Raw genomic sequence first — 26,084 nt, 5'->3', positions numbered from 1 at the left:
TCAGATTCCCTTTGCCAGTTTGTGTTTTTCATTCCACGCGGTGCTGCTGATGCTGACCAGAATGATTACGCCGCTGAATACCTGATGCCAGTAAGCTGAAATGCTGAGTAAGGTCAAACCATTCTGCAGGAAGGCCAGCAGCATCACGCCCAGTATGGTGCCGGTCAGCGAACCCCGCCCGCCGGTCATGCTGGTACCGCCTAAAACTACAGCGGCAAGGACCGTCAGCTCATAGCCGAGCAGGGAGTTAGGCGCAACTGACTGAGTGATTTGCGCCTGCACCACGGCAGCAATTCCCGCCAGCAAACCCATAAAACCGTAGACGTAGAAATGCAGCCGTAAAATATTCAGACCAAGCCGCGAAGCGGCATCACGATTGCTGCCCATTGCGTAAATCTGGCGACCCACGCGGGTCCGGTTCATCAGTACCCCGGTGGCGATGATCACCCCCAGCAGGCTGAGAAGCGGCAGGGTGAGGCCATAGTCGTAACCGTCGGCGGCGGTAAAGGAAAACCAGTTAATGCCGTTCATAAACCAGTCGGGGAAACCGTACAGCCAAGTGCCGTTAGTGAGATACACCAGCAAACCGTAGAACAGGTTCAGCGTGGCGATGGTGATGATGATGGCCGGCACGCGCAGCCAGTAAATCAGAAAACCGTTGACCAGCCCAAGTAGCAAACCGGTACCCATCGACAGAGCAAATGCCAGTGGGAAGCTGCCACCGTGATGGATGATGTAACTCGCCATAACGTATTGGCCGATGGAGGTTACGGCCGGGAAGGAGATGTCGATACCTCCGGCGATCAGCACCACAAACAGACCGCAGGCCAGAATGCCGAGAATGGCGTAGCTGGTGGCGACGTCCGTCAGGTTACCCAGCGTCATAAATTCGCTGGTGCGGACGCTCAGACCAATCACCAACAGCAGAACCAGTAATCCCAGCCAGAATTCGTGCTGTGAAAACAGTTTTGAGAGCGATTTATTACCCATTAATCACCTCCGCAATCTGCGCTTCGCTGCTCTGATGCGGCGCAAATTCCGCTACCAGTTCACCTTTGCGCATTACCAGCACACGATGGCTGTTGTAATACGCTTCCGGGATCTCATCGCAAATCATCAGCACTGCCATGCCGGACTCCGCCAGATCGCGTGCGATGCGGTAAATTCCCTCTTTGTTGGCAATATCCACACCAACCGTCGGCGAATCGAGGATCAGGATACGTGGCTGCGTCGCCACCCATTTGGCGATGGCGATACGCTGTGCATTACCGCCGGAAAGCGTCTTCACGGGTAAACTGCTGTCCGAAACTTTAATGTTCAGATCGCGGATCAGCCCTTTCACCACCAGAGCGGCTTTGTGATGATCCATCAATCCTGCGCGGGTGTGCAGCTTGTCGAAAATGGATACCAGCGTGTTATCGTAAATGGATTGCTCCATTATCAGCCCCTGCGTCAGGCGGTCTTCTGACACATAGGCAATACCGTGCCGGATAGCGTCGCGGTTAGAGTGGAATTTCACCGCATTACCGTTGATGCGGATCTCGCCGCTGTCTGGTTGACTCATGCCAAACAGACTCAGACAGAGTTCCGTACGCCCTGAACCGAGCAAACCAACAATCGATGCGATCTCGCCCTGGCGCAGCGACAGCGAGATATCATGATACTGACTCTTGCGGCTCAGATGGCTGATCTCCAGTAGCGGCGTTACTTCGGCAGGGGCCCGGTGCGGCAGGTGGCTGTAGGTAAAGCGCTGACCGGTCATCAGGAACGCCAGCTCGTTGCTGTCGAGTTCGCTCGCCGGCCAGGTGCCGACCAGTTTGCCGTCGCGCATTACGCTGATGCGGTCAGCCACTTCCATTACTTCATCCAGACGGTGGCTGACAAAAACCACACAGATACCGGCGGCTTTCAGCTCGCTCACTACCCGCAGCAGGCCATTAACCTCGGTTCGGGTCAGTGAGGCCGTCGGTTCATCCATGATCACCAGCGTGGCATCAGCGGCGATTGCACGGCATATTGCGACTAACTGACGGTCGGCGATCGAAAGTTTTTCTACTTTACGATCCGGATCCAGAGAAACGCCGACGCGTTGCATCGCCGCTACAGCCTTATTGCGCATCGACTCACGATGTACCCAAAAATCACCGCCCGGAAGATAACGGTTAATGGCGATATTTTCGGCTACCGACAGATTTGGGAAGAGGGACAGATCCTGATAAATAACCTGAATACCGTACCAGGAAGAGAGCTGCGGCGTCAGGGTATGAAATAGTTTTCCGTCCAGCGTAATCGTCGCGCCTTTTTCCGGCTGATAGACGCCGGAAATGACTTTAATTATGGTGCTTTTACCACAGCCATTCTGACCGGCCAGACAATGTACTTCGCCTTTATTAAGCGTCAGGCTAACATTATCCAGGGCTAATACGCCGGGGAATTTTTTACTGATCTTCTCAAGACTGATAAAGGCTTCAGCAGGGGCAGGGGGCGTGTTGAGCATATCCATCACAGGTCCTTAAGCATACCGGTTATATTCGGGCTGGGCTTTGGCTGCACTTACTCCGCCAGGTTACTGACGAATGTGATTGCCTGGATTAGTGTTCACCCAATCCGGGATATTCAGGATATAGGTTATAAATATCTGAGTAGAAATTCAGATACAGCACAGCATACAACGCCATATCTGTTTCTATTTACCTGGTGTGGCGCGGGAGATAATGTTTCTCCGGAAAATAAAATGATTAAAACGGCCTGTCAGAAGCCCAGTGATTTCGCATTCTCTGGTGTGACTTCAAGAATTTTATTAAAGCGGATCACTTTTTTATCCATATCTACATCAGCTTTGCCTAATTTTTCGATGCTCAGATCTTTGGTAACGTCTTTACCCTGAAGCAGCTGATCGGCAACTGTCACCAGGGCATACCCGGCATCTTTCGGATCCCACAGCAGAACTTTCTTAATATCGCCGCGCATCAGGTAAGGAGCCGCCTGGCCTGGCATAGCGATACCGACAACCGCAATTTTATTTTTGGCGCGTTTTTGCTGAATAGCCTGACCGGCACCGATCGGGCCGAGCGAGCCGAAACCGATAATTCCCTTCAGGTCAGGGTAGGTTTTCATTATATCCAGCGTGGTGGAGTATGACTTATCGATATTTTCGGCCACCGGCAGACGTGACGTTACTTCATGCATGTCTGGATACTTCTCTTTCTGATATTTAATTGCGGCATCGGCCCACGCATTATGCAATGGCACGGTCAGAGAGCCGACATAAATGGCGTAACCCCCTTTACCGCCCATATCTTTTGCCAGCTCATCCATATTGGCCTGAGCATATTTCTGGCTGTCGATGGTTTCGACATCCCACTGACCAATTTGCTGATCCGGCGATTCGTGCGTTAATACCACGATGCCCTGATCGCGGGCTTTTTTCAGCACCAGTTCCAGTACTTTAGCGTCATTGGGTACCACAATGATGGCGTCGACTTTTTTAGCGATCAAATCTTCAATGACCTTGACCTGTTGGGCCGGGTCTGGGGTAGAAGCACCCACCTGGTATGCGTTGACATCAAGTTTCTGCGCTGCTTCTTTTACGCCGACTTCCATACGGGTAAACCAGGGAATACCCGTAACTTTGGCAACGACGGCGATATCATAAGGTTTGGCGGCGAATGAAGGTGTTGTAAATAACATGCAGGCTGAAACGACACATGCACTGACCAATGCGAGGTTGAATTTCATTTTGTTACCTTTCTTATAAGGTTCTGACAAAGGGGGAGAGGCGACCGCTTTTACATCCACGTTCCGAGATTAACTTAAGGGGATATCGTTTTTCGCTCGTCCCTGATCGAAATGTGATCGAAATCCATTTATGTTAAAATTAACTCTATTTTTTGTTATTTAATTGTTAATTTATCCGGCTTTCCATATAGGTTATGTTTCTGAAAAGGCTAAAAACCAATTTGCATTAACCTTTTTATAACATATATGTAACAAATAAATAACCTTTCAGGTCATTCAGTGTGCTTTTATCAGCCGTCTGGTGGCAGTTAAGGTATTTATTTAAGCAAAATGTGAATAAGGTCACGAAGGCAGTGGGTAAGCCCCTGGTTCACTTTGCAGCAAACGGGAAGTGATAAAAAATGAACCAGCTGAAAGTAAGGTCTGCTTTCATTAAAAAGCGGTCATTATTCTCTACTACTCTCTTATTGATACCGGCTCCCCGGCGAGCCAGATCTTCAGCTCTGGCCGGTATACTGTGATGGTATAGCATGGGATAAAGGTTCAGTTAACTGAGAGGATCCAGAGCGAAGACTTCAAACTGCTTTTTCAGTTTAGCGGCGCTTCTGATTGCGTGATGTTGATCATGAAAGCTCACTGAATGACGTTGAATCACTGGATGTAAAGTCGTGCAAAAGCGCTCATCAAAGAACTAAAGTTTATCTATGAAGGCGCAATGCGAAACTCCGAAATAGCAGATTAATACAGTTGATACTTTCTGTTTTGATTTTATTATTATTTATATCAACACCTTAAGTTATCTATCCATATAAATTTACATTAATTGATATTTATTTACCTAAGTCTGGGATTGTTGTTATATAAGCAATTCAAATGATTAACCGGACGTATTAGTCATGTATGACGTTGCAGTTGTAGGGCTGGGGGCAACAGGAACATGTTTACTCAGCCAGTTACAGGATGAAATTTATAGCATCAGAACGGCTCAGCCGCGTATTGCCGTTTTCAACCCCGCTGCCAGTTTTGCAAAAGGAAAAGCCTTTGGTGATGCTGATGCCATGCATAAGGTCAATACCCCGCCGGGGTTGATGTCAGTGACCGCAACTGAACCGGAACTATTTGGCCACTGGTTACATTCCACTTTTAACTCCCGTGAACGCTGGCCATCGCGCCTCAGATACTCAGATTTTCTCCGCCAGACTTACCGTAACGTTAAGCAGACCGGGATACTGAAAATTGATGAATTCCACCACAGCGTGGTGAGCATCAGGAAACAGGGCGAATTGTTCTCCCTGTGCGATGACAGCGGCAACTCACTCTTTGCTCGTAACGTTGTGATGTGCGTGGGGGCATTATCTGAAAGCGCCTTTCCGGCGTTCATCGGAAAGCCTGGTTTTATTTCGCATTATACGCAGTTTGATCAGTCTTCTGCTGCGCCGCTAATCATCGCCGGTAGCGGTCTCACGGCTGTTGATGCGTTTCGCTATGCGTTCGGCAAAAGTCAGGTAAAAATCCATCTCTTTTCGCGCAGCGGTTATGTTCCGACCTGCCTGACAAGCAGTGCTCGCTATACACCCGTTCACCTGACCTGGCGTAATATCATGTCTGCTACTGCGGAAAGTGAAGACATGCTGAACGTATTCTCCCGCCTCCTCCGAAAAGAGTTTCACCTTCTCAGAGATAAAGGGGAATTCCGGCTTGCTATGAAGCTGTTACGTGAGGAGCGGCAGACCGAGTATTTCCGCATGCTGCTTACGCGTGCGGAGAATGGTGATCTGCCCTGGCAGGATGTTCTGGTTTCAACACGGCCGTATATGCACAAGCTCTGGAACGCATTCACATCCGAACAAAAGCTGCGATTTACGAAAATGTACGGTGCGGTGTGGGCCGCCTGGCGGCATCCGGTACCTCAGGAGGTGTTTGGTGAACTGATCGAGGCTTCTGCTCATGGGATGGTGAGGTTTCATCAGGCGCTTGCTCCTCCGGAATACACTGACAGCCGTTATGTATTACAAACCCGGTCAGAAACGCTTTCATTCCGTCATTTTTGGGATGCAACAGGAGGCAGGGTTGATATTGGTCAAACAACACAGCCATTGTTGAATGACCTGCTTAGCCAGTCGTTAATTGAAGAACATCCCTGCGGCGGCATTAATATTGACCCACTGACTTTTCATTGCAGGGTTAACAACCGTAAGGTCTCTGGCCTGTTTAACATCGGGCCGCTCAATAAAGGAAGTTTATTTTCAACCAATGCCTTTTGGTTCAACGCACGCTGTGCGGAGACCTGGGCTAAACAGTGGGCTATAGAATTCAGCTCAGCAGACGCAAAGGAAGCATTGTGACTATTTTCTTTCCCCTGGTTTATTTGTTTGCCGGCTGGCTTGTAGGTCAAACTGCACTGGATTTCAAAACGGCGGCGTCGTGGATTCTGACGCGTGTCGCTATCCCCGTTGTAATCATTTTTAATATATCTACCCGTTTTGATAGCATGAGTACCATTATCATTGCAGCAGCAGTATCTATGCTGTTTATGCTCATTACTTGCCAGCGAATTATGCGCGATGCGGTGAGAAGTCTCTGTTTCAGCTACCTCAATATCGGGTGGCTGGGGCTGCCTGTTGCCAGCGCACTGTTTGGTAATGATGCTGCTACCATAATCATTGCTGCTTACGTCGGCAGCTCGATCATAGGAAATTCAGTGGGGGCCGGGATGCTATCAGGGAACCGGTTTGACCTTCTGCAACTGGTTCAGACTCCTCCGGTGCTGGCGCTATTTATTGGAGCTGCGCTGATCCCTTTCAGTCACGACATTAACCGCTGGGGAGCAGACCTCTATAGCGTAGCGAAATTTATGATGAGTTTCCTGGGTATGGCCGTGCTCGGGCTCTGGCTGTCGAAAATCAGGTTCTCATTCAGCGATGTTTTGCAGGAGGTCAGGCCTTTTCTGCTCAGGTCGATCGTAATGGCCGTGCTGATATCGTTACTGTTTATCCTCGCAATATTACTTAACTTCAGACTCATAGCTGATAATCCGGCAACGTTATATCTGTTTTGCCTGCTGCCACCCGCAGCAAATATTATTGTGCTGGAGACGCACTACCTGGGAACTGGTGATTCGGCAAAACCTATCACATACGGGACTTGCGTAAGTATTATTGCGATAAGTCTCTACGCAGCGGCTATTCTGGGTTTCAACGCCTGGAGTGCAGCAATGAATTAACGATAGGGGGGCAGGACAGGATGCCAGTCTACCGAGACCTGTATCGTGGCCGGTTTCTGTTTCCTGCCCGCGATCTAACTGGCTAAGCGCTGGCACCCGACTTGCGCAAAGTTCAGGTCAAAAAACTGTGCGGAGTGACGCCCAGCACTGAACGAAATGCTGCCGTAAATGCAGCCGGGCAGGAGAATTCAAGCTGATAAGCGACCTGCTTAACAGGCGTACCCGCTGAGAGCAGATCCAGCGAGACGCAGATCCGCGCCCGCTGCTTCCAGTTTCTGAAGCTAAACCCGGTATCACGGATAAAAAGCCGGGAGAAGGTGCGCTCTGACATCGTCGCCAGATCCGCCATGTCGCTCATTGACGTTGCCCAGCGCTGGTTTACCAGCAGCTCGGTGGCGACCCGGGACAGGCGCTCGTCCTGCGGCATGGGCAGCCCGGTCATTTGATGCTCTGCTTCACTGAGTATTTCCATTAACAACAGCGCCATTGCCCGCTGGCTGCCTGCCTGATAGCCGGTGCTGAACAGTCCGGCTATCAGCTCTTTCACCAGAGGCGTCGCTGTGATGACGTGGACGGCGTCACTTTTGGTAAAGCGGCTGCATGCATTAATAAGGCTGCGACTGAAATAGAGCGTGCGGAGTTCGGTATGTGAAAGCAGGCTGTAGCTATGTTCCTGAAGCGCCGGGAGCCAGAGCGCCCGCTGCGGGGGAATTACCCAGTGTTTATCGCCCGTCTCAACCAGCATCACTCCCTGAGTTGCATACAGCAGCTGTCCCTCAGCGTGGTAATGCGGCTGAGCGATATCTCCCCGCTGGTAGCGTTTGGCAAGCGCAGACCACCCGATTGTCTCATCGTGTCCTGGCTTTTTATCTATATTGTTTGGCATTTCAGATTAAAGCCCTGCATTTATGATTATCCGTCTGACGGCATCCTGACTGGTTAAATGCCGCTAATACGGCGAACTGTAGCAAAGAACAGATAATTAAAACTGACTTACCTTCACCCGCAAAGAGACATGACTATGGCTTCACACTCTACAGAATCTGAACACTCTCCGGCGATCCCTGCCGCGGAAACAGCCAGCCCCGCTCAGGGGTTCCTTGTCAGTATCGTAGGCGCTACCGCGCTTGCGCACGGCTGTAACGATATGATTCAGGCCGTACTGCCTTCGATTTACCCCATGCTTAAAGCGAACTTTACGCTTACCTACGCGCAGATTGGCCTGATATCTCTCGTCTATCAGATAACGGCGTCCCTGCTCCAGCCCTGGGTCGGACTTTATACGGATAAACACCCCAGACCCTTTCTGCTGCCTGCGGGCATGGGCGTCACCTTGCTGGGGATCGGGCTGCTCGCGGTTGCCGGCAATTTTATAGTCATTTTAGTTGCCGCTGCGCTGATTGGCGTTGGATCGTCCGTCTTTCATCCGGAAGCCTCGCGCATCGCCCGTATGGCGTCGGGAGGACGGTTTGGTACCGCGCAGTCCGCTTTTCAGGTTGGCGGAAACGCAGGATCGGCGTTTGGCCCTCTGCTGGCCGCGCTGCTGATTATTCCTCATGGCCAGCTCTCTGTCGCCTGGTTAATGCTGTGCGCGCTGGTCGCGATTGTTATTCTGACCCGGCTTAGCCAGTGGTCCGCCCGCCACGGTCAGGCGCACATGAAGCGCCACGGCAGCGCCCCGCTGCAGACATTTTCCCGGGCAAAAGTCTTTCAGGCGCTGGCCGTGGTCAGCGTTCTGATGTTCGCGAAATTTACCTATATCGCTTCGCTGAGCAACTATTTTACGTTTTATCTCGTCCACCGCTTCAGCATGCCGCTGGAGCACGCGCAGTTCTGCCTGTTTGCGTTTCTTGCGGCGGTGGCGGTCGGGACGTTTGCCGGCGGACCGATAGGCGATCGCATCGGTCGTAAGGCGGTGGTCTGGATCTCGTTTTTAGGCGTTATCCCGTTTTCACTGTTACTGCCACACGTTGGCCTGGTCTGGACAATTGTGTTCACCATCTTTATCGGCCTGATCCTCTCTTCAGCTTTCTCTGCGCTGGTGGTTTACGCTCAGGAAATTGTTCCGGGTCGTGCAGGGATGGTCGCCGGGATCATGTTTGGCACCATGTTTGGCGTCAGCGGGCTCGCCGCCGCCGGTCTTGGCAAGATGGCAGATATATACGGCATTGAGTGGGTTTATGGCCTGTGTGCTTTCCTGCCGCTGCTGGGCTTCGCTACGCTGTTTATGCCAAATACAAAACAACGCCGGTAAACATAATCCCGGTATATCGTTTAACACATAACGTGGTTGCGGCACGGTGTATCTTCGGGTTTGTCAGAAAAGCCCGAAGATATATCAAAAGAGGAAGCGCTGAATCAACCCGCCGTATAATCAAAACATTGTATTATCGTTGGCCGCCTGCTCCGGTACATTCTGAATAATATCCCAGTGCTCCACTATCTTTCCTTCACTGACCCGGAAAATGTCAAGCACAGCCTGACCGCGATCATGATTGTTATTGACAGAATGAACCTGCAACCATACCAGGTCGCCATCGACAGCACTGCGTATGATGCGTGCATGCGACTGCGGATTACTCCTGAAAAAACCGGTGAAATAGTCGACGAACGGTGCTTTTCCGTCCGGTACTTCCGGGTTGTGCTGACGGTAATTATCAGCCACGACTTTAGCTGCTTCTCTGGTCTCATGACGATTAAAAAACCGATCATAAAAATCTATAACCAGCCTGCGGTTTGCTTCTTCATCTGTACGTTCGGCTTCTGTCTGAGCCGTCAGGGCAGAATCGGCCATGAGCATACCGGTAATAAATACCATGGCCTGAATACGTTTCTTCATTAGAGATCTCCTGTCAAAAACTCTTCGGAATGAGTTGAGATATAAAAAAGGTCACAAAAATAGACCGTAAAACAAATTCAGGTTACCTTGCTTTCTGGCCCTCAACAAGAGGTCACAATTTTCTTACCTGGTCACAGAAAAGTGACTGACAAATACGAGGCAATATCAAAAATGGGAAAAGAAAACGATGATGAAATTATCACTCAATACGGGCAGCTCTGTCCGATACGCGATGTGCTGGATCAGATAGGGGATCAGTGGAGTTTACTTATTCTTGAAGCGCTGGCAGAACGTACAATACGGTTTAATGAGCTGAATCGGGAAATTGAAGATATTTCACGGCAAATGCTTTCCCGAACGCTAAAACGTCTCGAAACAGATGGTTATATCAGCCGGACAGTATATGCAGAAATTCCTCCCCGCGTTGAGTATGCGCTGACGAACCTCGGAAGATCTTTTCTGGTACCGATGCAACAGCTTATTTACTGGGCAGAACAAAATCACGCCACTATCTGCCGATCCCGAAAAATGCACCGGCAGCGTGAGGTATAGCAGGAGGCATACCTGTTTGCGACCTCAGGTATATCTGTATGCTGAACAGGATCTGTGTCGGGAGGAAACCCTGGCAACACAATGCTGACAGGGAAGGTCTGCCGCATGAATCCTGAGCGCCCGGTGGAGCGTCATTTCCGGCCGCTGTTATGCCCTGTTGTTGTAATGGCTCCTGGCTGTTGAACGCGCGTATGACTTTGCCTGGTACTGTTCCCCCAGACAAGAAGCCGGCAATTTATCTACAGAGCACTGCGGCCACATCATCCAGTTCACGATCGTAGCTTGCACGTTCAGCTGCACTCAGAAAACCTTGTTTCTGTACTAACCTGTCAGTATCACGCCGCACGGCCTCGACACGCTGCCATAGTTTATCGGCGCCCAACTGAGTCAGAGCACGCGCTTTGCGGGCAGTACCGATATCTGCCTGCAGGATGTTAGCGCGTACAGAGACATGAGCCTGCAGCGGGTCGGACATTGATCCTCCCGTTTCGCCTGTAATCTGACGCTGTACGTTGACATTGCAGCCAGGATAATCAGGTGCGGTCAGGGCAGCATCCGATATGAATGGAATCAAGAGCAGAGACAGAACCAGCGTTTTCATCAGTACCTCTGATAATAAAAAGCGTTTGGCCTGCCGCATGCTTTTAATGCTGGCAGGCTGAATTAAAATCTCTTTAAAGCTTACGGCAAAATTCAAAACGGCCTGACAAGAGAATTACACCTCCCTTATCCTGAGAAAAGCGAGCAGTCTGGCCATGCCGGGACTAAGCGATTGCGGTGTTTTATAACAAATACAGATCCGCCGCTGCGCCCACGGGTCGGTGAGGGGCACTATGCGGTAAAGGAATTTGCTACTGAAACGTTCAGCAGTCAATAAAGGAAGAACCCCTGCGCCGATACCGTTACTGACCATTTCGCACATTCCCTCAAAATCGCTCATTCTGATGCGATAGTTCAGTGAGTGGCCAGACGCTCTGGCATGTCTGCTGATATGATCCTGCAACGCATTACCGGGGTATAAACCAATAAAAGGCTCATCATAGACGTCGGCGAGAGAGACATGCTCTCTCGAACCAAGCACATGAGAGGATGGGACAATCAGAACAAGATTGTCATCTGCTAGGGGTTCACGCATGAGGTTGCGCGCATCAACCGCATCTGAGACGAGGCCTGCTTCAGCGGTGCCATTATGTATGCTGTTAATGGTATCTGCGCTGCTCCGCTCTTCCAGCTCAATAGTCACATCCGGATATTCTGCCAGCCATCGCGCAAGCCTGCCGGGCAGAAACCCGGTCATGGCTGAGGTGTTGGCATACAATCCTATTTTCCCGGCTACGCCAGTAATGTAAGCGCCCAGCTCAGCTTTCAGCTTCTCCTGGCGGAAGAGTAGTTCACGCGCATGACAGACCAGAATTTCGCCAGCCTCAGTAAGAATGATCCCTCTCGGATGGCGGGTAAACAGCTTTGCCCCGATATCGGCTTCTATGGATCTGAGTCTCTCACTGGCTGAGCCGATTGCCAGGCAGGCATGCCGCGCACCCCGGGTAATGCTGCCTGCATCAGCAATGGAGACGACAAGTTTCAGGTCAGAAAAATCCAGCTTCATAGTGACCTCTTTTCAGCCTTCGGGTTATCCGAAGCATGATGCGCTTAAACCAGATTGTCCACTGATCGCCGGGATGGTTGAATCACTGCAATCATCAGGCGGGGCGGTTTTATGAGCGAACAACTTTATCTCACTTTTTTTATCATTTTTATACTCGCCGGCTTTGTTAAAGGCGTAACCGGAATGGGCTTACCAACGGTGGCTATGGGATTACTTGGCCTGCTTATGTCTCCGCCAGCCGCAGCGGCTCTGCTGGTTATTCCTTCTTTTGTCACCAATGTGCTGCAGCTCTTTACCGGCCCTTCAGCGCTGCCGATTATCCGCCGTCTGTGGCTGATGATGCTGCTTAGTTTAACGGGCACAATCGCAGCTTCTTCGCTGCTTGTCAGCGTTGATCCCATCTGGTCAGCCTGTGGTCTGGGCGGGATGTTAATTATCTATGCTCTCTTTGCGCTGGCTTCACCTTCTTTTGCGGTTTCACTGACCACGGAGAAATGGCTGTCACCCATTATTGGTGGCATAACCGGCGTGATTACCGGCGCAACAGGCGTATTTGTTATACCGGCCGTGCCATTTCTTCAGTCGCTTCACTTTAGTAAAGATGAGCTTGTCCAGGCGCTGGGCCTCTCATTCACCGTTTCGACGATAGGGCTCTCTGCAGGGCTTTATTTGCACAACACCTTTACAACGGAGCAGCTCTCACTCTCATTGATGTCCGTATTACCTGCGCTGGCGGGTATGTGGCTGGGACAGCAACTGCGGATGCATATCAGCGCGCGGCTTTTCAGACGCTGTTTTCTCCTGCTCCTGATGGTATTCGGAACAGAGCTTATCTCCCGTGCCCTGATCTGATTTACCCTAAAGCAGACCCCATCAATATGATGACAACGCGCCAGCTATTTGCAGCATCCTCGTCACGTTGATCCGGCAGGGACTTAAGGTAAACGGCTCTGATAGCTGTCCATTTTTAGACGTCACCGTTTTGTCATTGCAGTTGCACATCAGCGTGCGCGCATTGCAGCAGAAGAGAGTGAGTTTTGATGATAAACCAAATGACAATCAATATCATTTGCATTTACTATAGCGTATGCATGAGCTGTGTCTGGCATATATATGCACTTTCTGAATGGCATATAAGGCTGGCAAGTCAAAAGCATTAACTATAATAAATGAGGTATTTAAGTGTCTTTCAAAGAGATTTCTACTGTTCGCGCCATTGCCATGCCAGGCATGACCAAAACGTTTTGTTATTCACTATTGACGCTCGCTATTATCGAAGCCGTGACTCTCCAAAGCGCGTTTGCAGCAGAGAGCGATCACCGCAGCGAGCAGTCGCTGGTGGTCACCGCTGATACCAGTGATGACAGCACATCTGATCCCGCACGCGCTTATACCGTTCCGGCCACGCGCGCCGGAACCAAACTGAATCTGACTCAGCGTGATATACCGCAGTCGGTCAGCGTGCTGACCCGGCAGCGCATCAAAGATCAGAACCTGCAAAACGTGGGCGATGCGCTGGCGAACGTGACCGGTATTTCGGCGTCACAGAATGACTCCGAGCGCGTGGATTTTTACTCCCGTGGCTTCTACATCAACAACTACACCTACGATGATATTCCTTCCACGCAGACCGGCGCGTGGAACTTTGGTGAAACCGACAGCGACACCGCGATCTATGAGCGTATCGATATCGTACGCGGCTCCACCGGATTAATGACCGGCACCGGCAATCCGGGGGCTGCCATAAACATGATCCGCAAGAAAGCTGACAGCAAAACCTTTGCCGGCGATCTCTCCGCAAGTTACGGGAGCTGGGACAATCAGCGCTATGTAGCCGACCTCTCCGGACCGCTGAATGATTCCGGCACGCTGCGCGGCCGCGTGGTGACAGGGTATCAGGATCAGGATAGCTGGGTTGACCGCTACCACAAGCGTAAGAAGTTTCTGTATGCTACCGTGGCGGCAGATCTCACTGACAACACCACTCTGGACTTGGGGTATGACTATCAGTCACGCAATACGGATGGCCCGACCTGGGGCGGCCTGCCTCTCTGGTACAGCAACGGCAGCAAAATTCACTACGATCGGTCAGATAACCCATCTGCCGACTGGACCCACTACAACATTTTGTCCCGTAAGGTCTTTGCAAACCTGACGACGAATTTTGATAACGGCTGGCAGGTGCGGGTGAACGGCACGCATACCGAATCCGATTTTGACAGCAAGCTGCTCTACATGACGGGATATCCGGACCAGACCACCGGCATATTTAACAGCAATGGTTACGGTTATGCGGGATGGTATAAAGGGCTTCGCACCCAGACGGCGGTAGACGCTTATGTTACCGGGCCGTTTGAAATGTTGGGTCGTCAACACCAGCTGGTGGCAGGGGTGGATTACAGCCGCCAGCGCAACCGCTATCTCTACTCAACATCCATTCTCTCCCCTGCGGAAATTGGTGACTGGAACAGCTGGAGTGGCGATGTGGCTGAGCCCGACTGGCCAGCATGGGCGCTCTCCTCTGAGGATACCATCCGGCAGAAGGCGGGCTATGCTGCAGCGCGATTCTCGCTGACCGATCCGCTCTCGCTGATCGCAGGCGCACGCTACACTCAATACAGCGCGCACGGCACCCTGGCGGATACGGAGAAGAATAACATCACGCCTTACGGCGGCCTGGTTTATGACATCAATGAAAATTACTCTGCTTTCGCCAGCTATACCTCCATTTTCCAGCCGCAGACGTATCGTGACCAGCAGGGAAATTATCTGAAGCCCGTTACGGGTAAGGATTACGAAGCGGGCATCAAAGGCGACTGGAATAACGGCGATATTATGGCGAGCCTGTCGGTGTTCCGTATTGAGCAGGAGAATCTCGGACAGGTACAGAGCAACAGATACGTAAATAATAGTAGTGAAAACGCCTATAAATCGTCCAAAGGCGTGGTCAGCCGCGGCGTGGACTTTGAGATCAATGGTGCGGTCACAGACAACCTGAAGTTAACGTTTGGTGCCACACGCTATGTGGCTAAGGATGCGGACGGCGATCGCACTAATCCCTATATGCCGCAGACAAGCCTGAAGCTGTTCACCAGCTACACTCTGCCAATGCTATCTGACCTGACCGTCGGCGGGGGAATTAACTGGCAGAATCGTACCTATAAGGAAGCGATTAATCCTGCCGGCGAGACTGAGCGTGTCTATCAGGGAAGCTATCCGCTGGTTAACCTGTTTGCACGCTATCAGGTTACCCGCGAACTCTCTGTGCAGGGTAACGTTAAAAACCTGTTCGATCGTGAATACAACACCAACCCGGCGGGCGGTGTGGCGTTCAACGAACCGGCAAATTATTCAGTCAGCTTTAATTACAGCTTCTGATTTCGGCTGGCCCTGCCGGGGCCAGCTTTTCTTATCATCACGCCTGTCTCAGACGCCATGCGTTCTGCCTGACGCTGCTGATACCCTGCGCACCCGCCGCGTGATGTCACAAAGCCGCAACGATTGCCGGCTCCATCTTTTCCGGTGAGGTGATGGGGGCAAAGCGTCTCAACGGCTGGCCGTCGCGTCCGATGAGAAACTTCGTAAAGTTCCACTTTATTCGCCTGCCAGCGAGGCCAGGTAATTCCGTCTTAAGATAATCAAACAGCGGATGTGCTGCGGCTCCGTTAACCTCAGTTTTTTCAAACATCGGGAAGCTTACCCCATAGTTAATATGGCACGTCTGCGCAATCTCACCGGCAGTGCCGGGCTCCTGCTTACCAAACTGATTGCAGGGGAAACCGAGTATCACCAACCCCTGTGCCGAATACTTCTGCCAGAGCGCTTCAAGGCCGGCATACTGGCGCGTAAACCCGCAGTGGCTGGCGGTATTCACCACCAGAACCAGCTTACCGGCGTAGTCAGACATTGAAACCGGCTCACCCTGCAGGCGGGTCGCGGAGAATTGATAAAAAGCTGTCATGCGGGAGGCCTCAGATCTCAACAGATTCTGCGATGATATCATCAACATCCTGCAGGGTTTACCGTGGTTGATGATAATCAGACAGCGCAACAGTAAAAGAGGCATACTTCAGGTGCATTGTTGCACGAGGTGAGTGAATGGACAGGATCACAGCGCTTATCGTCTTTGCAGAGACGGCAAAACGAGGAAGCATAACGGCGGCGGCAGAGCATCTGGGCCTGTCGCGGGCGATGGCATCGCGCTACATTGCGCTGATGGAGGAGTGGACAGGTTCGCGTCTGCTGCACCGCACGACACGTAAACTGAGCCTGACCGTCGCCGGCGAGCAGGCGCTGCTGCTGTGTCAGGAGATCAGGACGCTCGCCGACGGACTGACCGCGATGGGGCCGGGGACCACTGCCGTACCGAGAGGTAAGCTGAAAGTCACCGCTGACGCCCTGCTGGCCGAGTGCTGCCTGACGGGCATGCTGATCGATTTTCTGCAAATCTACCCGGAAATAGAGGTTAATCTGCAGATTACAGGCAGGTCGCTTGATCTGGCAGAAGAGGGCATCGATCTGGCTATCCGCATCGCCGCCACACTCGCCCCGGCGCTTTACGCGCGTCACCTTGGATACTGCTCCTCAGTGCTGTGCGCCAGCAAAACCTATCTCGATAAACATGGCGCTCCCGGCAGCCTGCGCGAGCTGCAGGATCATAACTGCCTGACCTATAGCTGTTTTGGTCATGCGTGGCGGTTTCATCATGAAAATGAAGTCATCGACCTGCCCGTAACAGGCAGTATCAGCACCAATGAAGCAGCGATTTTGCTGAAAGCGGTAAAAATGGGGGGCGGAATGGCTGTGCTCCCGCTGTTTGCCGTGCAGGAGGAGATTGCCGCGGGCAGATTAGTCAGGCTGCTGCCGGAATATGAACCCGATCGGCTGGCGGTCAGCGCAGTCTATCTCACGCAGAAAAAGATGCCGCAGGCGCAGCGCGTACTGATTGATTATCTGGTAAAGCACCTCAGGCTGCCCTGAGGTGCGTCTCTGCGCTTCGATCATTAATAACCCACGGTAAAACGCTGGTTAGCGTGCACCGGTGTTTCAATCTCATCAGCCATCGCAATGGCGTAATCTTCAAACGAAATGCTGCTGCCCTGCTCATTGGTCAGCAGCGTATCTTTCCCCAGGCGAAATTTACCGGTGCGTTCGCCCGCCGTGAACAGGGCGGATGGCGAAAGAAAGGTCCAGGTAAGGTCATGCTGCGCACGCAGTTTTTCCAGAAAGCGCACGCCCGCCTCAGCTTCCGTTTTGTATATTTCCGGGAAGGTGGGGGTATCGATCACTTTTACGCCTGGCGCAACCTCCAGGCTGCCCGCGCCGCCCACAACGTAATAGCGTTTCACACCTGACGCTTTTACCGCGCCGATGAGTTTATCGGGATCGCTGGCGCTGAAGTGCACTGAGCTGATCACGGCATCGTGCCCGGCCAGCACGCCTGCCAGCGCCTGTGGATCGTTGATATCACCCGCGGCCGGGATAACCCCTTCGGCTGGTGCAATCTTATCCGCATTGCGCGCAATAGCCGTTACGGTATGACCGCGTGCAGTGAGTTCGTGAAGAATGCGGGAACCCGCCTGTCCGGTTGCGCCAATCAATGCAATTTTCATTTTGCTGCTCCTGAGTTTTATCAGGCCTCTGCGGCCGTTGCTGATAACACACACTCTATCTGTACGTTGCAAAGTGATAAACAGCACCAGAGGAGACAAACTGTTGCATAAAATGAGCGAATCACCTGTTTACGCTTAAGTCGGGGGCAGGGCGTTGCGGGCGATTAAACGAGAGTGTGAAATATCTGAAATTATCGAATCTGGTGACGATATCTCAGGATAGTGGTGCTGACGCCGCATAATTTGGTCAGGCGCTGCCAGCCGGGTTCAGGTCTGTCAGCTATGATTGTTTCTCCGGTTTAAAAAGGGAGAAATAGCATGAAATGTCCGGCATGTGGCTCAGAAGCTTTTGTTTACGACACGCGAGATGTACCGCTTAATACGGGTAATCCCAATGATATCGTACCCGATGTAAAAGGCAGTCATTGCATGGCCTGCGCCCGGGTGATTATGGATAAGGCTGAGGCTGATTCATATCTGGAAAAGGTTAATGCGCTGGAAGCTGCGGCAGCTGATACAAAGTGACAGGAGAGCCCGCACGCTGCGGGCGCTTTTACGTTATATCCACACCAGCTTAAATTCCTCAATATCACTAAGCGCAGCGCGGAAGGCCGCTTTCAGGTGTTTAGGCTGTGCCGGATGAGTCCAGAACGATGTTACGTGATACCGATCATTCTGGTCTCTTACACGCTCTACCTGTACCGTTGCGATGACTTTATGCCGCATAAATCCTTCAATATTGGACGTTCTGGCTTCCATAAGCGCAATGCGTCGTGTCCTTACGTCATAAATAACATGGCAGGGCGTGCCGGCTGCGTTAAACGAGGCAACCCGTTTAAAGCAGCGCGCTATTGTATCGGGACTGTATGAGAAGGGTATTACGGTCATAAGTCGCTCCTTATTACCCGCGCCTGACAGATTCATTCAGCATAAGCTATCTGTCTACAGCCCTACCAGCGTGATCCGTTTCTTTGTCGCAAGTGCATTATAAAGTGCCGTTGCCAGACAGGACGGCTCAACAAAACCAATGCCTGATAGCCCTTCGTCCGGCTCAGACCAAAACGACTTGATGCGAAGCACTGTGTTGATTCCGGCTACGCGCTCAAGCTCCAGCGCCGCCAGGGTACGGCAGCTCGCCTCATTTTCAGACGGCGCACTGTCCATCGTAATGACGCTGGCGCTGGGTGCCACGCTGTTATAGATGATGTGGCAGCGTAAGCCGTTCAGGTGAACGGTATCAATGATCTCATGATGTAACGGCATAACTTCTTTAGTGCAGGGTACGGAGGCAGCTAACATAACAGATCCCTCTAACGTGGAATTTTATTGTGCAGCCAGCATAGGCTATCTCTCTGGTGCGTAAAGCTACTGTTTTTGCAGGCAAAAAAAGCGTGCAGGCGTGATGATAACCGCCGTTATCGCTGTTTGCAGGTTAGAGTGGTACTGATAAAAAGCGAAGCGTAGTGCCTTTGTCCGGGATTAGTGCAAATTTGACTTAAAAAAACCCGCACAGGGCGGGCAAATTATTCCAGAAATTACCATCTTCGTACGCGCATGCATCGCACGTGCAGTGCGCACGCAACAGATTACGGCTTTAGTCTTAAGCTAACTTTAAGATTATTCTTTGCCCGAAACGATCGTGACCTTTATTGAAGGAATAGCATTGTCCAGGATGAATTCAAAGCGATCCTGAAAGCCTGAGGGCAGGGAGATAGCCAGAAGAGCCTGTAACATAATCGTGCCGAAGAGCATTGAAACGTGAGCAGCAGGCGGGTAGAAATGCGGAGCCGGCGAGCGGCTCCGCGGGGGATGGGTTACGGACGGCGGAACAGCGCCAGGCTGCGCCCTTCCAGTTCAAAATCCTGCTCCTGAGTGATGACCAGGCCTTCATTCGCGGTCTCTGACGTGGTCAGCTCCAGCACCCAGCCGCCTTCACCAAACTGCGGAATACGGAACGGCACATTCCCTTCAAACGGGTTAAACAGCATCAGCACGTCGTGCCAGATACCTTCTTCCGGCTGCAGATCGGGACGACCAATATAGACGCCAAGCGTAGAGCCTTCTTCCCACTGCTCCGACTGCTGGAAGCCACCGCCGGCGTTAAACCATTTGATGTCCATGCCGTCACGCCAGCTTTCGCGGCGCAGCAGCGGCTGTTTAGCACGCAGGGCAATGACGCGTTTGGTAAATTCACGCAGCGCGTCAGCCGACGGCGGCAGGTTTTCCCAGTGGAGCCAGGAGATATCACTATCCTGACAGTAGCCATTGTTATTGCCCATCTGGCTGCGACCAAACTCATCGCCCGCCAGCAGCATCGGCGTACCGTGGGAGAAGAGCAGCGTGGCGAGGAAGTTGCGTTTCTGACGTTCGCGTACGGCGATAATTCCCTCATCTTCGGTTGCGCCTTCAGCACCGTAATTATATGAGCGGTTATCGTTATGACCGTCGTTATTATCCTCGCCGTTATCGTCGTTGTGTTTCTCATTATAGGAAACCAGGTCGTTCAGCGTGAACCCGTCATGGGCGGTAATGAAGTTGACGCTGGCCCACGGACGACGACCGCGCTGATCGTAGAGATCGCCGGAACCGAGCAGGCGCGCGGCGAAGTCCGTCGAAACGTTGTCACCTTTCCAGTATTCACGCACCGTGTCGCGATATTTATCGTTCCACTCCGCCCAGCCCGGCGGGAAGCCACCAACCTGATAGCCGCCAGGGCCGATATCCCACGGCTCGCCAATCAGCTTGAGTTTAGAGAGCACCGGATCCTGCGTCACCGCATCAAAGAAACCGCCGCGCTGATCGAAGCCCTCCGGCTCACGGCCAAGGATGGTGCCGAGATCGAAGCGGAAGCCATCAATATGCATCGATTCTGCCCAGTAGCGCAGCGAATCAGTCACCAGCTGCAGTACCCGCGGATGCGAGGTATTAACCGTGTTTCCGGTACCGGTGTCATTAATGTAGTAGCGATGCTGATCCGGCAGGGTGCGGTAGTAGGAGAAGTTATCGATCCCTTTGAATGAGAGCGTCGGGCCAAGCTCATTGCCCTCGGCGGTGTGGTTATAGACCACATCGAGGATCACTTCGATACCGGCATCGTGGAAGCCGCGCACCATATCGCGAAAGCCCTGAATGCCGCGCGGGCCAAAATAGCGCGTGGCGGGTGCAAAAAACGCCAGTGAATTGTAGCCCCAGAAATTTTTCAGGCCTCTGTCCAGCAGATGCTGATCGTCCGGGAACCAGTGCACCGGCAGCAGTTCTACCGATGTGACCCCCAGGCTTTTAATGTAATCCACCGTGGCTTTATTGCTCATGCCATCGTAGGTGCCGCGCATATTTTCCGGGATCAGCGGATTAAGCTGGGTAAAGCCTTTTACGTGCGTCTCATAAATAAGCGTCTGAGACCAGGGAATGGATGGCCGGTTCTGATCCTGCCAGTCAAACTCATTCGGGTTTACCACCCGGCATTTCGGCGTAAACGGACCGCTGTCGCGCGTGTCAAAGGTCAGATCTTTATCTTCATGCAGCAGTTCGTAAGCAAAGTGCGCTTCGTTCCAGTCGACGTCGCCCTGCAGCTCCCGCGCATACGGGTCGATCAGCAGTTTATTCGGGTTGAAACGATGCCCGTTTTCCGGGTCATAAGGTCCATGCACGCGATAGCCATACAGCGCGCCGGGCTGCAGGCCGGGCACATAACCGTGCCACACTTCGTGCGTATATTCCGGCAGATCAAAGCGGGCGATCTCATGCTGACCGCTCGGATCGTACAGGCAGAGTTCAACCCGCTCAGCGTGTGCGGAAAACAGGGCGAAGTTAACGCCCTCACCATCAAAGTTAGCGCCGAGCTGATACCCTGTACCAGCTGTGATCTCAACAGGCTTACCGTTTGACATTTAATCCTCTCCATTCAGTGAACAGATATGCAGGCATAACTTCAGTTCCATCAGTCAGGGTTAGCTGCTGAGCAGGACCAGCGGTGCGCTGTAGTTCAGGTTTTCCAGCGCGATACTGTCGGTGATAGCGTAAGTTTCTCCATTCAGAGCGTTCAGCCACGTGCGGTGCGACAGCGTCTCGCTCAGTGCAACCGAGACATCTGCCCACTGGGCGTCAGCAAAGATCAGGCGCGGAGCAATCACAATCAGTGCGCCCGCTTCGGACTGGCGGGCGTAAGCCACCACTTTCTCTGCGTGTTCACCGCTGGCGTGCAGCGCCTGATAGTCGCCGAAACGGAAGAGCGCTGCGTGATCGCGGCGCAGATGAAGCAGGCGCATAACCATCTGCTGTTTCAGGCTGCCGCTCAGCCAGCCCTGCTGACTGGTAAAGTCAGGGAAGGCGTCAGCATCAAGCTGACTGACGAGAGTAGTAAAATCGGGTTCACGGCGGTTATCCGGATCGACCAGGCTGAAATCCAGCGCTTCGCAGCCCTGATAGATATCAGGCACGCCGGGCGCGGTAAGTTTAATCACCGTCTGGGTAAAGCTGTTCACCAGTCCGGCGCGGATAAACGGCTGCAGCGCCTGGGCAAAGTCCGTGAGAAACGCAACGTTTTCCGCAGCGAACAGATGACGCACGTAATTCAGTACGGCGTTTTCATAGGCTTCGTTACTGTCTGCCCAGTCGGTGCGCAGCTTCGCTTCACGCAGCGCCTTTTCCACAAACGGAATAAAACGTTCGCACAGCGCGTCCAGGCCAGCGCGATCGTCCGGCTGCAGCGTAGCAGGCCAGACGCCAGCCAGCGCCTGATAGAGCATCCACTCAACGGCAGGCTCCGGAGCCGGGCCGTCCGCCAGCTGCTGTACGCGCTCCTGATTAAGCTGCTGCCAGCGCGTCACGTTTTCTGCCCACTCATCCGGCGCTTCGCTCAGGGTATAGAGCCGCGCGCGCGCATCCTCGCCGCGTTTGGTATCGTGCGTGGAGGTGCTGGAGATAGCGTCAGGCTGGTGCTGCAGACGGGTCTGCATCTCCTGATGAAAATGCGCCAGTGAGAACGCGTGCGGCAGCGGCTCTGCACCCACTTCGTTGATCGCAAGCGCCACGTGATTACGGAAAAACAGCGTATCTTCAACCGATTTTGCCATCAGCGGTCCGGTCAGCTGCTGGAAACGGGCGCGAAACTCCGCCGCCAGCGCTTCACCCTCTTCACTGACTGCACCCAGCAGCAGTGCCTGCAGAAAGCTCAGGGTAGCAGGGGATGCGCTATGTTTTACGCCCTCAAGCACGCTGAGCAGACGCTCTTCGCCCGCCAGCGGCATACCCGCTGCCTGACCATAGGTGCGATAGACCGGGAAGGCAATCAGCAGCTCGCGCAGCGCCACGTGCAGCTCCGCTTCACCAAAGTTGCGGTGCTCCAGTCCGGCAGCATCGGTTGCCAGTGAGAGCAGCCGGCTGAATTCGCCGGCAAAATTGCGATCCACCATCAGCTCGCGCGCCGCGCGCAGGCCCGCTTCCACATCATTGCGCTCACGCGTGGCTGACTCATAGGCGAGTCGCAGCGTGTCGATTTTTGTATCGTCAATCAGCACATGTGAGAGTGCCGCAATAAACTCATAGCCGGTTGTACCGGAGACGGGCCACTCTTCCGGCAGCTGTTCGCCGTCGGCGAGAATTTTCTCTACGGTGATATAACACTCTTCGCCGGCCGCGGTGCGGAGCTGCTGCAGATAACCCAGCGGATCGGCGAGGCCATCGACATGATCGACACGCAGGCCGCTGACCGCGCCGCTGCGCACCAGTGACAGAATAAGGCGGTGCGAATCCTCAAAGACCACCGGATCTTCGACGCGTACGCCTGCCAGCCCGGTGATCTCAAAAAAGCGACGATAGGAGAGTGCGCTACGCGCTTCACGCCAGTTCATAAGCTGCCACGGCTGCTCCTCATGCAGCTGAGCAATGGCGGCAGGGTCCGTCAGCGCCAGCAGCTCTGCTTCACGTCCCTGCCAGCTCGCAGGCGTCAGCGGATAGTAGCTGTCGAAATACGCCAGCGCCGGTTTACCGCTCTGCGGATCGGCTTTAATCGTGATATCACCTTTTTCCACTGCGCGATCGAAATCGTCACCCAGAAACGGCAGCGTCAGCCTGCGCGACCAGTCGATATCAAAATAGCGCGCGTACTGGCTCTCCTGCCCATGTTCAATCACATCACGCCACCAGGCATTCTCCAGTGAAGCCGCCATATGATTAGGCACAATATCCAGGATCAGCTCCATGCCGGCGGCCTGCAGGGCTGCGCTCAGTCGATCAAAGCCCGCTCGGCCACCGATAGCCGGATCGATTTCATTGGCATCGGTGACGTCGTAGCCGTGCGTTGACTCTTTCGTCGCGGTAAAAATGGGTGAAGCATACAGATGGCTGATGCCCAGCTTCTGCAGGTAAGGCACCAGTTCCGTGGCACGATCAAAGGTCATGCCGTTGCGAAACTGAATGCGATAAGTGGAGGTCGGGATAGTCATGCTGCTGCTCCTGGTGCCAGACGGACGATAATGGCGTTCTGCGCGAGTTCATGTTGCTCCTGCGGCCAGGCAAACAGCGTTTCGCCTGGCATATCAGGAAGTACCTGAGCGGTATTGCCCAGATTAAAAGCCATAGAGAGCGTGCCCTGCGGGAAGCGCCACTGCACGGCAACGTAGCCATCACCGGTCGCCAGTACCTGACCACTGTGGCCCCCGGCCGTCGCCAGCAGCGGAACCAGATGCTGCTGACGCAGCGACAGCAGCGTGCGCGTCAGCGCCAGCCAGGCTTTGCCCTCGCTACTGGTCGTCTTCGCCCAGTCGAGCTTTGAACGCCGGAATGTCTCTTCCGCGTTGGGATCCGGCACCTCATCGTCATGTCCGGCATGGCCGGTAAACTCGCGTGCACGTCCTTCACGCACCGCTTTCGCCAGATCGCCGTGAAAGTCGGTAAAAAACAGAAACGGGTTAGTTTCACCATACTCTTCGCCCATAAACAGCAGCGGGATATGCGGTGACAGCAGCAGAGCCGAGTAGAGCACTTTGGTGCGCGCCTCTCCGGCCAGCGTGATCAGGCGATCGCCCTGTGCCCGGTTACCCACCTGATCGTGATTCTGAATAAAATCAACAAACGCCACCGGGGGCTGGCCTGCACTCGGTACGCCGCGCGTCTCACCGCTCTGGGCCGAGACCTCACCCTGATAGGCAAACCCCTCGGTCAGAATGCGCGCGACTTTTTTCTCCGGCGCATCGGCAAAATCCTGGTAGTAGGCGTGAGTTTCACCGGTTGCCAGCACATGAATAGCGTTATGGAAATCGTCGTTCCACTCTCCGCTGAAGAGCGGAGTATTGCCCTGTTCATCGCGCGGATGCAGGAAGATCACGTTACGTGAATCTTCCGTAGTGAGATGTGCCGGACGGTCCGGAATTTCATGACGAATGCGCTCTGCAATTTCAATCAGCACATGCTTATCTGAGCTGTCTTCAATCTGATCGATAGCGTCAAAACGCAGGCCGTCGAGGCGATACTCTTTCAGCCAGTAGAGCGGCGCCTCAGAGATGTAGCGGCGTGCCGCATCCACATCGTAGGCGATACCGGCTCCCCAGGGGGTCTGGCGCTCTTCATGGAAAAACTGCGGGGCCAGCAGCGGCAGATAGTTGCCTTCAGGACCAAAGTGATTCAGCACAATGTCCAGCACCACGGAGAGGTTAAGCGCATGCGCCGCGTCAACAAACGCTTTGAAATCATCCGGGCTGCCGTAAGCGGTGTGTGGCGCATAGAGCAGGACGCCGTCATAGCCCCAGCCGCGATTACCGCCAAACTGCGACACCGGCAGCACCTCAATCATGGTGATACCCAGCTCAGCCAGCTGCGGCAGTTTTTCAATAGCTGCACGAAAGGTCCCTTCAGGCGTAAAGGTGCCGATATGCAGCTCATACACCACCGTCTCCTGCCACGGACGTCCGCGCCACTCAGTCTGCTGCCAGCGGTAACTTTGCGGATCGATGACCAGTGACGGACCGTTAACCTCTGCTTTTTGCGCCCGCGAAGCCGGGTCAGGCACCACGCTGCCATCGGCCAGCACGTAGTGATATTCTGCACCTGGCGTCACCCCTGACTGTGACAGGGTAAACCAGCCATCCTTTTCCGCCTGCATAGGATAATCGGTGCCGTTCAGGCGCAGGGCTACCTGCTGCTGACCCGGTGCCCAGAGACGAAAACGCACGGTGCCGTCAGCAAGGATTTCAGCACCCCAGGATTTTTCCAACGTTGTGGATTCCATTTTATTGCCTCGTTAAGCCCCGCGCGGGGCAATGGACGACATCAAGCGATTCGCATTCCCGAAATCATTTACTCTATGAAATAAAAGACTAATCACCCCGGTAATGAAGAAAGGTCTCAGGTAAAGTGCTGAGTACCCTGAAAATCATAGCCTATATTTGGAAATATAAGTCCTGACGCGCCGTAAAGTCGTTGCAGAAGTAAATTTTCCGATTTGTGCGGCAAAACATTTATTTTTTGCCGTCATAGGCTACGGTTATGGTTACGCATGTAAGCGATGCGCCAATA

The 26,084-nt window shown here is 53.1% G+C and carries 22 protein-coding genes; 8 read left to right on the top strand and 14 right to left on the bottom strand.

The features are described 5' to 3' along the window. From F3I15_RS04210 to F3I15_RS04200, 3 genes are all read right to left on the bottom strand, one after another. Positions 1 to 990 (bottom strand): ABC transporter permease, encoded by a 990-nt coding sequence (locus tag F3I15_RS04210; protein WP_150016682.1) that lies wholly within the window; start codon positions 988 to 990, stop codon positions 1 to 3. Further along, positions 983 to 2,503, bottom strand: a complete 1,521-nt coding sequence (locus tag F3I15_RS04205) for a sugar ABC transporter ATP-binding protein (protein WP_150016681.1) — start codon at positions 2,501 to 2,503, stop codon at positions 983 to 985. The genes F3I15_RS04210 and F3I15_RS04205 overlap by 8 nt, the downstream gene beginning before the upstream one ends. Positions 2,504 to 2,751: 248 nt before the next feature. Continuing rightward, a complete protein-coding gene (locus F3I15_RS04200) occupies positions 2,752 to 3,738 on the bottom strand; it encodes an autoinducer 2 ABC transporter substrate-binding protein (RefSeq protein WP_150016680.1) in 987 nt (328 codons plus the stop codon). Between the two features lie 896 nt (positions 3,739 to 4,634). On the opposite strand from F3I15_RS04200, the gene F3I15_RS04195 reads away from it, so the two are divergent. Beyond that, on the top strand, positions 4,635 to 6,083 hold the full coding sequence (locus F3I15_RS04195) for an FAD/NAD(P)-binding protein (RefSeq protein WP_150016679.1): 1,449 nt from the start codon (positions 4,635 to 4,637) through the stop codon (positions 6,081 to 6,083). Continuing rightward, positions 6,080 to 6,961 (top strand): permease, encoded by an 882-nt coding sequence (locus F3I15_RS04190; RefSeq protein WP_150016678.1) that lies wholly within the window; start codon positions 6,080 to 6,082, stop codon positions 6,959 to 6,961. The genes F3I15_RS04195 and F3I15_RS04190 overlap by 4 nt, the downstream gene beginning before the upstream one ends. 112 nt (positions 6,962 to 7,073) lie before the next feature. Here the strand turns inward: F3I15_RS04190 and F3I15_RS04185 are convergent, their stop codons facing one another. After that, on the bottom strand, positions 7,074 to 7,847 hold the full coding sequence (locus F3I15_RS04185; RefSeq protein ID WP_150016677.1) for a helix-turn-helix transcriptional regulator: 774 nt from the start codon (positions 7,845 to 7,847) through the stop codon (positions 7,074 to 7,076). Positions 7,848 to 7,982: 135 nt separating this feature from the next. On the opposite strand from F3I15_RS04185, the gene F3I15_RS04180 reads away from it, so the two are divergent. After that, positions 7,983 to 9,215 (top strand): MFS transporter, encoded by a 1,233-nt coding sequence (locus F3I15_RS04180; protein ID WP_150016676.1) that lies wholly within the window; start codon positions 7,983 to 7,985, stop codon positions 9,213 to 9,215. A 120-nt stretch (positions 9,216 to 9,335) separates the two neighbouring features. Here F3I15_RS04180 and F3I15_RS04175 read toward each other — a convergent pair whose 3' ends face one another. Beyond that, positions 9,336 to 9,761, bottom strand: a complete 426-nt coding sequence (locus F3I15_RS04175; protein ID WP_223810693.1) for an ester cyclase — start codon at positions 9,759 to 9,761, stop codon at positions 9,336 to 9,338. 210 nt (positions 9,762 to 9,971) lie between these two features. Here F3I15_RS04175 and F3I15_RS04170 point away from each other — a divergent pair, with 210 nt between their 5' ends. Then, the gene (locus tag F3I15_RS04170) at positions 9,972 to 10,352 is read left to right on the top strand and encodes a helix-turn-helix domain-containing protein (RefSeq protein WP_150017180.1); all 381 of its coding nucleotides are present in this window, start codon (positions 9,972 to 9,974) and stop codon (positions 10,350 to 10,352) included. Positions 10,353 to 10,587: 235 nt separating this feature from the next. Here F3I15_RS04170 and F3I15_RS04165 read toward each other — a convergent pair whose 3' ends face one another. After that, positions 10,588 to 11,049, bottom strand: coding sequence for a hypothetical protein (locus F3I15_RS04165; protein ID WP_223810664.1), 462 nt, complete (start codon positions 11,047 to 11,049; stop codon positions 10,588 to 10,590). Between the two features lie 18 nt (positions 11,050 to 11,067). Beyond that, complete coding sequence (locus tag F3I15_RS04160) at positions 11,068 to 11,958, bottom strand: LysR family transcriptional regulator (RefSeq protein ID WP_150016674.1); 891 nt, start codon at positions 11,956 to 11,958, stop codon at positions 11,068 to 11,070. A 111-nt stretch (positions 11,959 to 12,069) separates the two neighbouring features. Between F3I15_RS04160 and F3I15_RS04155 the strand changes: the two genes are divergently transcribed. Next, positions 12,070 to 12,810, top strand: coding sequence for a sulfite exporter TauE/SafE family protein (locus tag F3I15_RS04155; RefSeq protein ID WP_150016673.1), 741 nt, complete (start codon positions 12,070 to 12,072; stop codon positions 12,808 to 12,810). Positions 12,811 to 13,179: 369 nt separating this feature from the next. Beyond that, positions 13,180 to 15,336 carry a ferric-rhodotorulic acid/ferric-coprogen receptor FhuE gene (gene fhuE, locus F3I15_RS04150; protein WP_150017178.1) on the top strand — a complete coding sequence of 719 codons (2,157 nt, stop codon included), beginning with the start codon at positions 13,180 to 13,182 and terminating at the stop codon, positions 15,334 to 15,336. A 106-nt stretch (positions 15,337 to 15,442) separates the two neighbouring features. On the opposite strand, the gene F3I15_RS04145 is transcribed toward fhuE, so the two are convergent. Then, the gene (locus tag F3I15_RS04145) at positions 15,443 to 15,919 is read right to left on the bottom strand and encodes a glutathione peroxidase (protein WP_150016672.1); all 477 of its coding nucleotides are present in this window, start codon (positions 15,917 to 15,919) and stop codon (positions 15,443 to 15,445) included. Between the two features lie 137 nt (positions 15,920 to 16,056). Here F3I15_RS04145 and F3I15_RS04140 point away from each other — a divergent pair, with 137 nt between their 5' ends. Next, positions 16,057 to 16,938, top strand: a complete 882-nt coding sequence (locus F3I15_RS04140) for a LysR family transcriptional regulator (protein WP_150016671.1) — start codon at positions 16,057 to 16,059, stop codon at positions 16,936 to 16,938. 23 nt (positions 16,939 to 16,961) lie between these two features. Here the strand turns inward: F3I15_RS04140 and F3I15_RS04135 are convergent, their stop codons facing one another. Then, entirely contained in the window at positions 16,962 to 17,570 is a 609-nt protein-coding gene (locus F3I15_RS04135; protein ID WP_150016670.1) for an NAD(P)-dependent oxidoreductase, read from the bottom strand. Positions 17,571 to 17,888: 318 nt separating this feature from the next. On the opposite strand from F3I15_RS04135, the gene F3I15_RS04130 reads away from it, so the two are divergent. Continuing rightward, complete coding sequence (locus F3I15_RS04130; protein ID WP_150016669.1) at positions 17,889 to 18,095, top strand: type II toxin-antitoxin system MqsA family antitoxin; 207 nt, start codon at positions 17,889 to 17,891, stop codon at positions 18,093 to 18,095. Positions 18,096 to 18,128: 33 nt separating this feature from the next. Here F3I15_RS04130 and F3I15_RS04125 read toward each other — a convergent pair whose 3' ends face one another. From F3I15_RS04125 to treZ, 5 genes are all read right to left on the bottom strand, one after another. Continuing rightward, on the bottom strand, positions 18,129 to 18,458 hold the full coding sequence (locus F3I15_RS04125) for a hypothetical protein (RefSeq protein WP_150016668.1): 330 nt from the start codon (positions 18,456 to 18,458) through the stop codon (positions 18,129 to 18,131). 54 nt (positions 18,459 to 18,512) lie between these two features. Further along, the gene (locus F3I15_RS04120; RefSeq protein ID WP_150016667.1) at positions 18,513 to 18,869 is read right to left on the bottom strand and encodes a hypothetical protein; all 357 of its coding nucleotides are present in this window, start codon (positions 18,867 to 18,869) and stop codon (positions 18,513 to 18,515) included. A 515-nt stretch (positions 18,870 to 19,384) separates the two neighbouring features. Next, positions 19,385 to 21,460: a glycogen debranching protein GlgX gene (glgX, locus tag F3I15_RS04115; protein ID WP_150016666.1), complete on the bottom strand. Its 2,076-nt coding sequence runs from the start codon at positions 21,458 to 21,460 to the stop codon at positions 19,385 to 19,387. Between the two features lie 60 nt (positions 21,461 to 21,520). Further along, positions 21,521 to 24,016: a malto-oligosyltrehalose synthase gene (treY, locus tag F3I15_RS04110; protein WP_150016665.1), complete on the bottom strand. Its 2,496-nt coding sequence runs from the start codon at positions 24,014 to 24,016 to the stop codon at positions 21,521 to 21,523. Beyond that, entirely contained in the window at positions 24,013 to 25,797 is a 1,785-nt protein-coding gene (gene treZ / locus F3I15_RS04105) for a malto-oligosyltrehalose trehalohydrolase (RefSeq protein WP_150016664.1), read from the bottom strand. Before treZ ends, treY begins: the two co-directional genes overlap by 4 nt. Positions 25,798 to 26,084 lie beyond the last annotated feature (287 nt).

This window comes from Pantoea sp. M_9 (assembly GCF_008631385.1).
Taxonomy (GTDB): domain Bacteria; phylum Pseudomonadota; class Gammaproteobacteria; order Enterobacterales; family Enterobacteriaceae; genus Pantoea; species Pantoea eucrina.
Note: the sequence above shows the minus strand (reverse complement) of the source record. Positions and strands in the feature narration are given on the sequence as shown.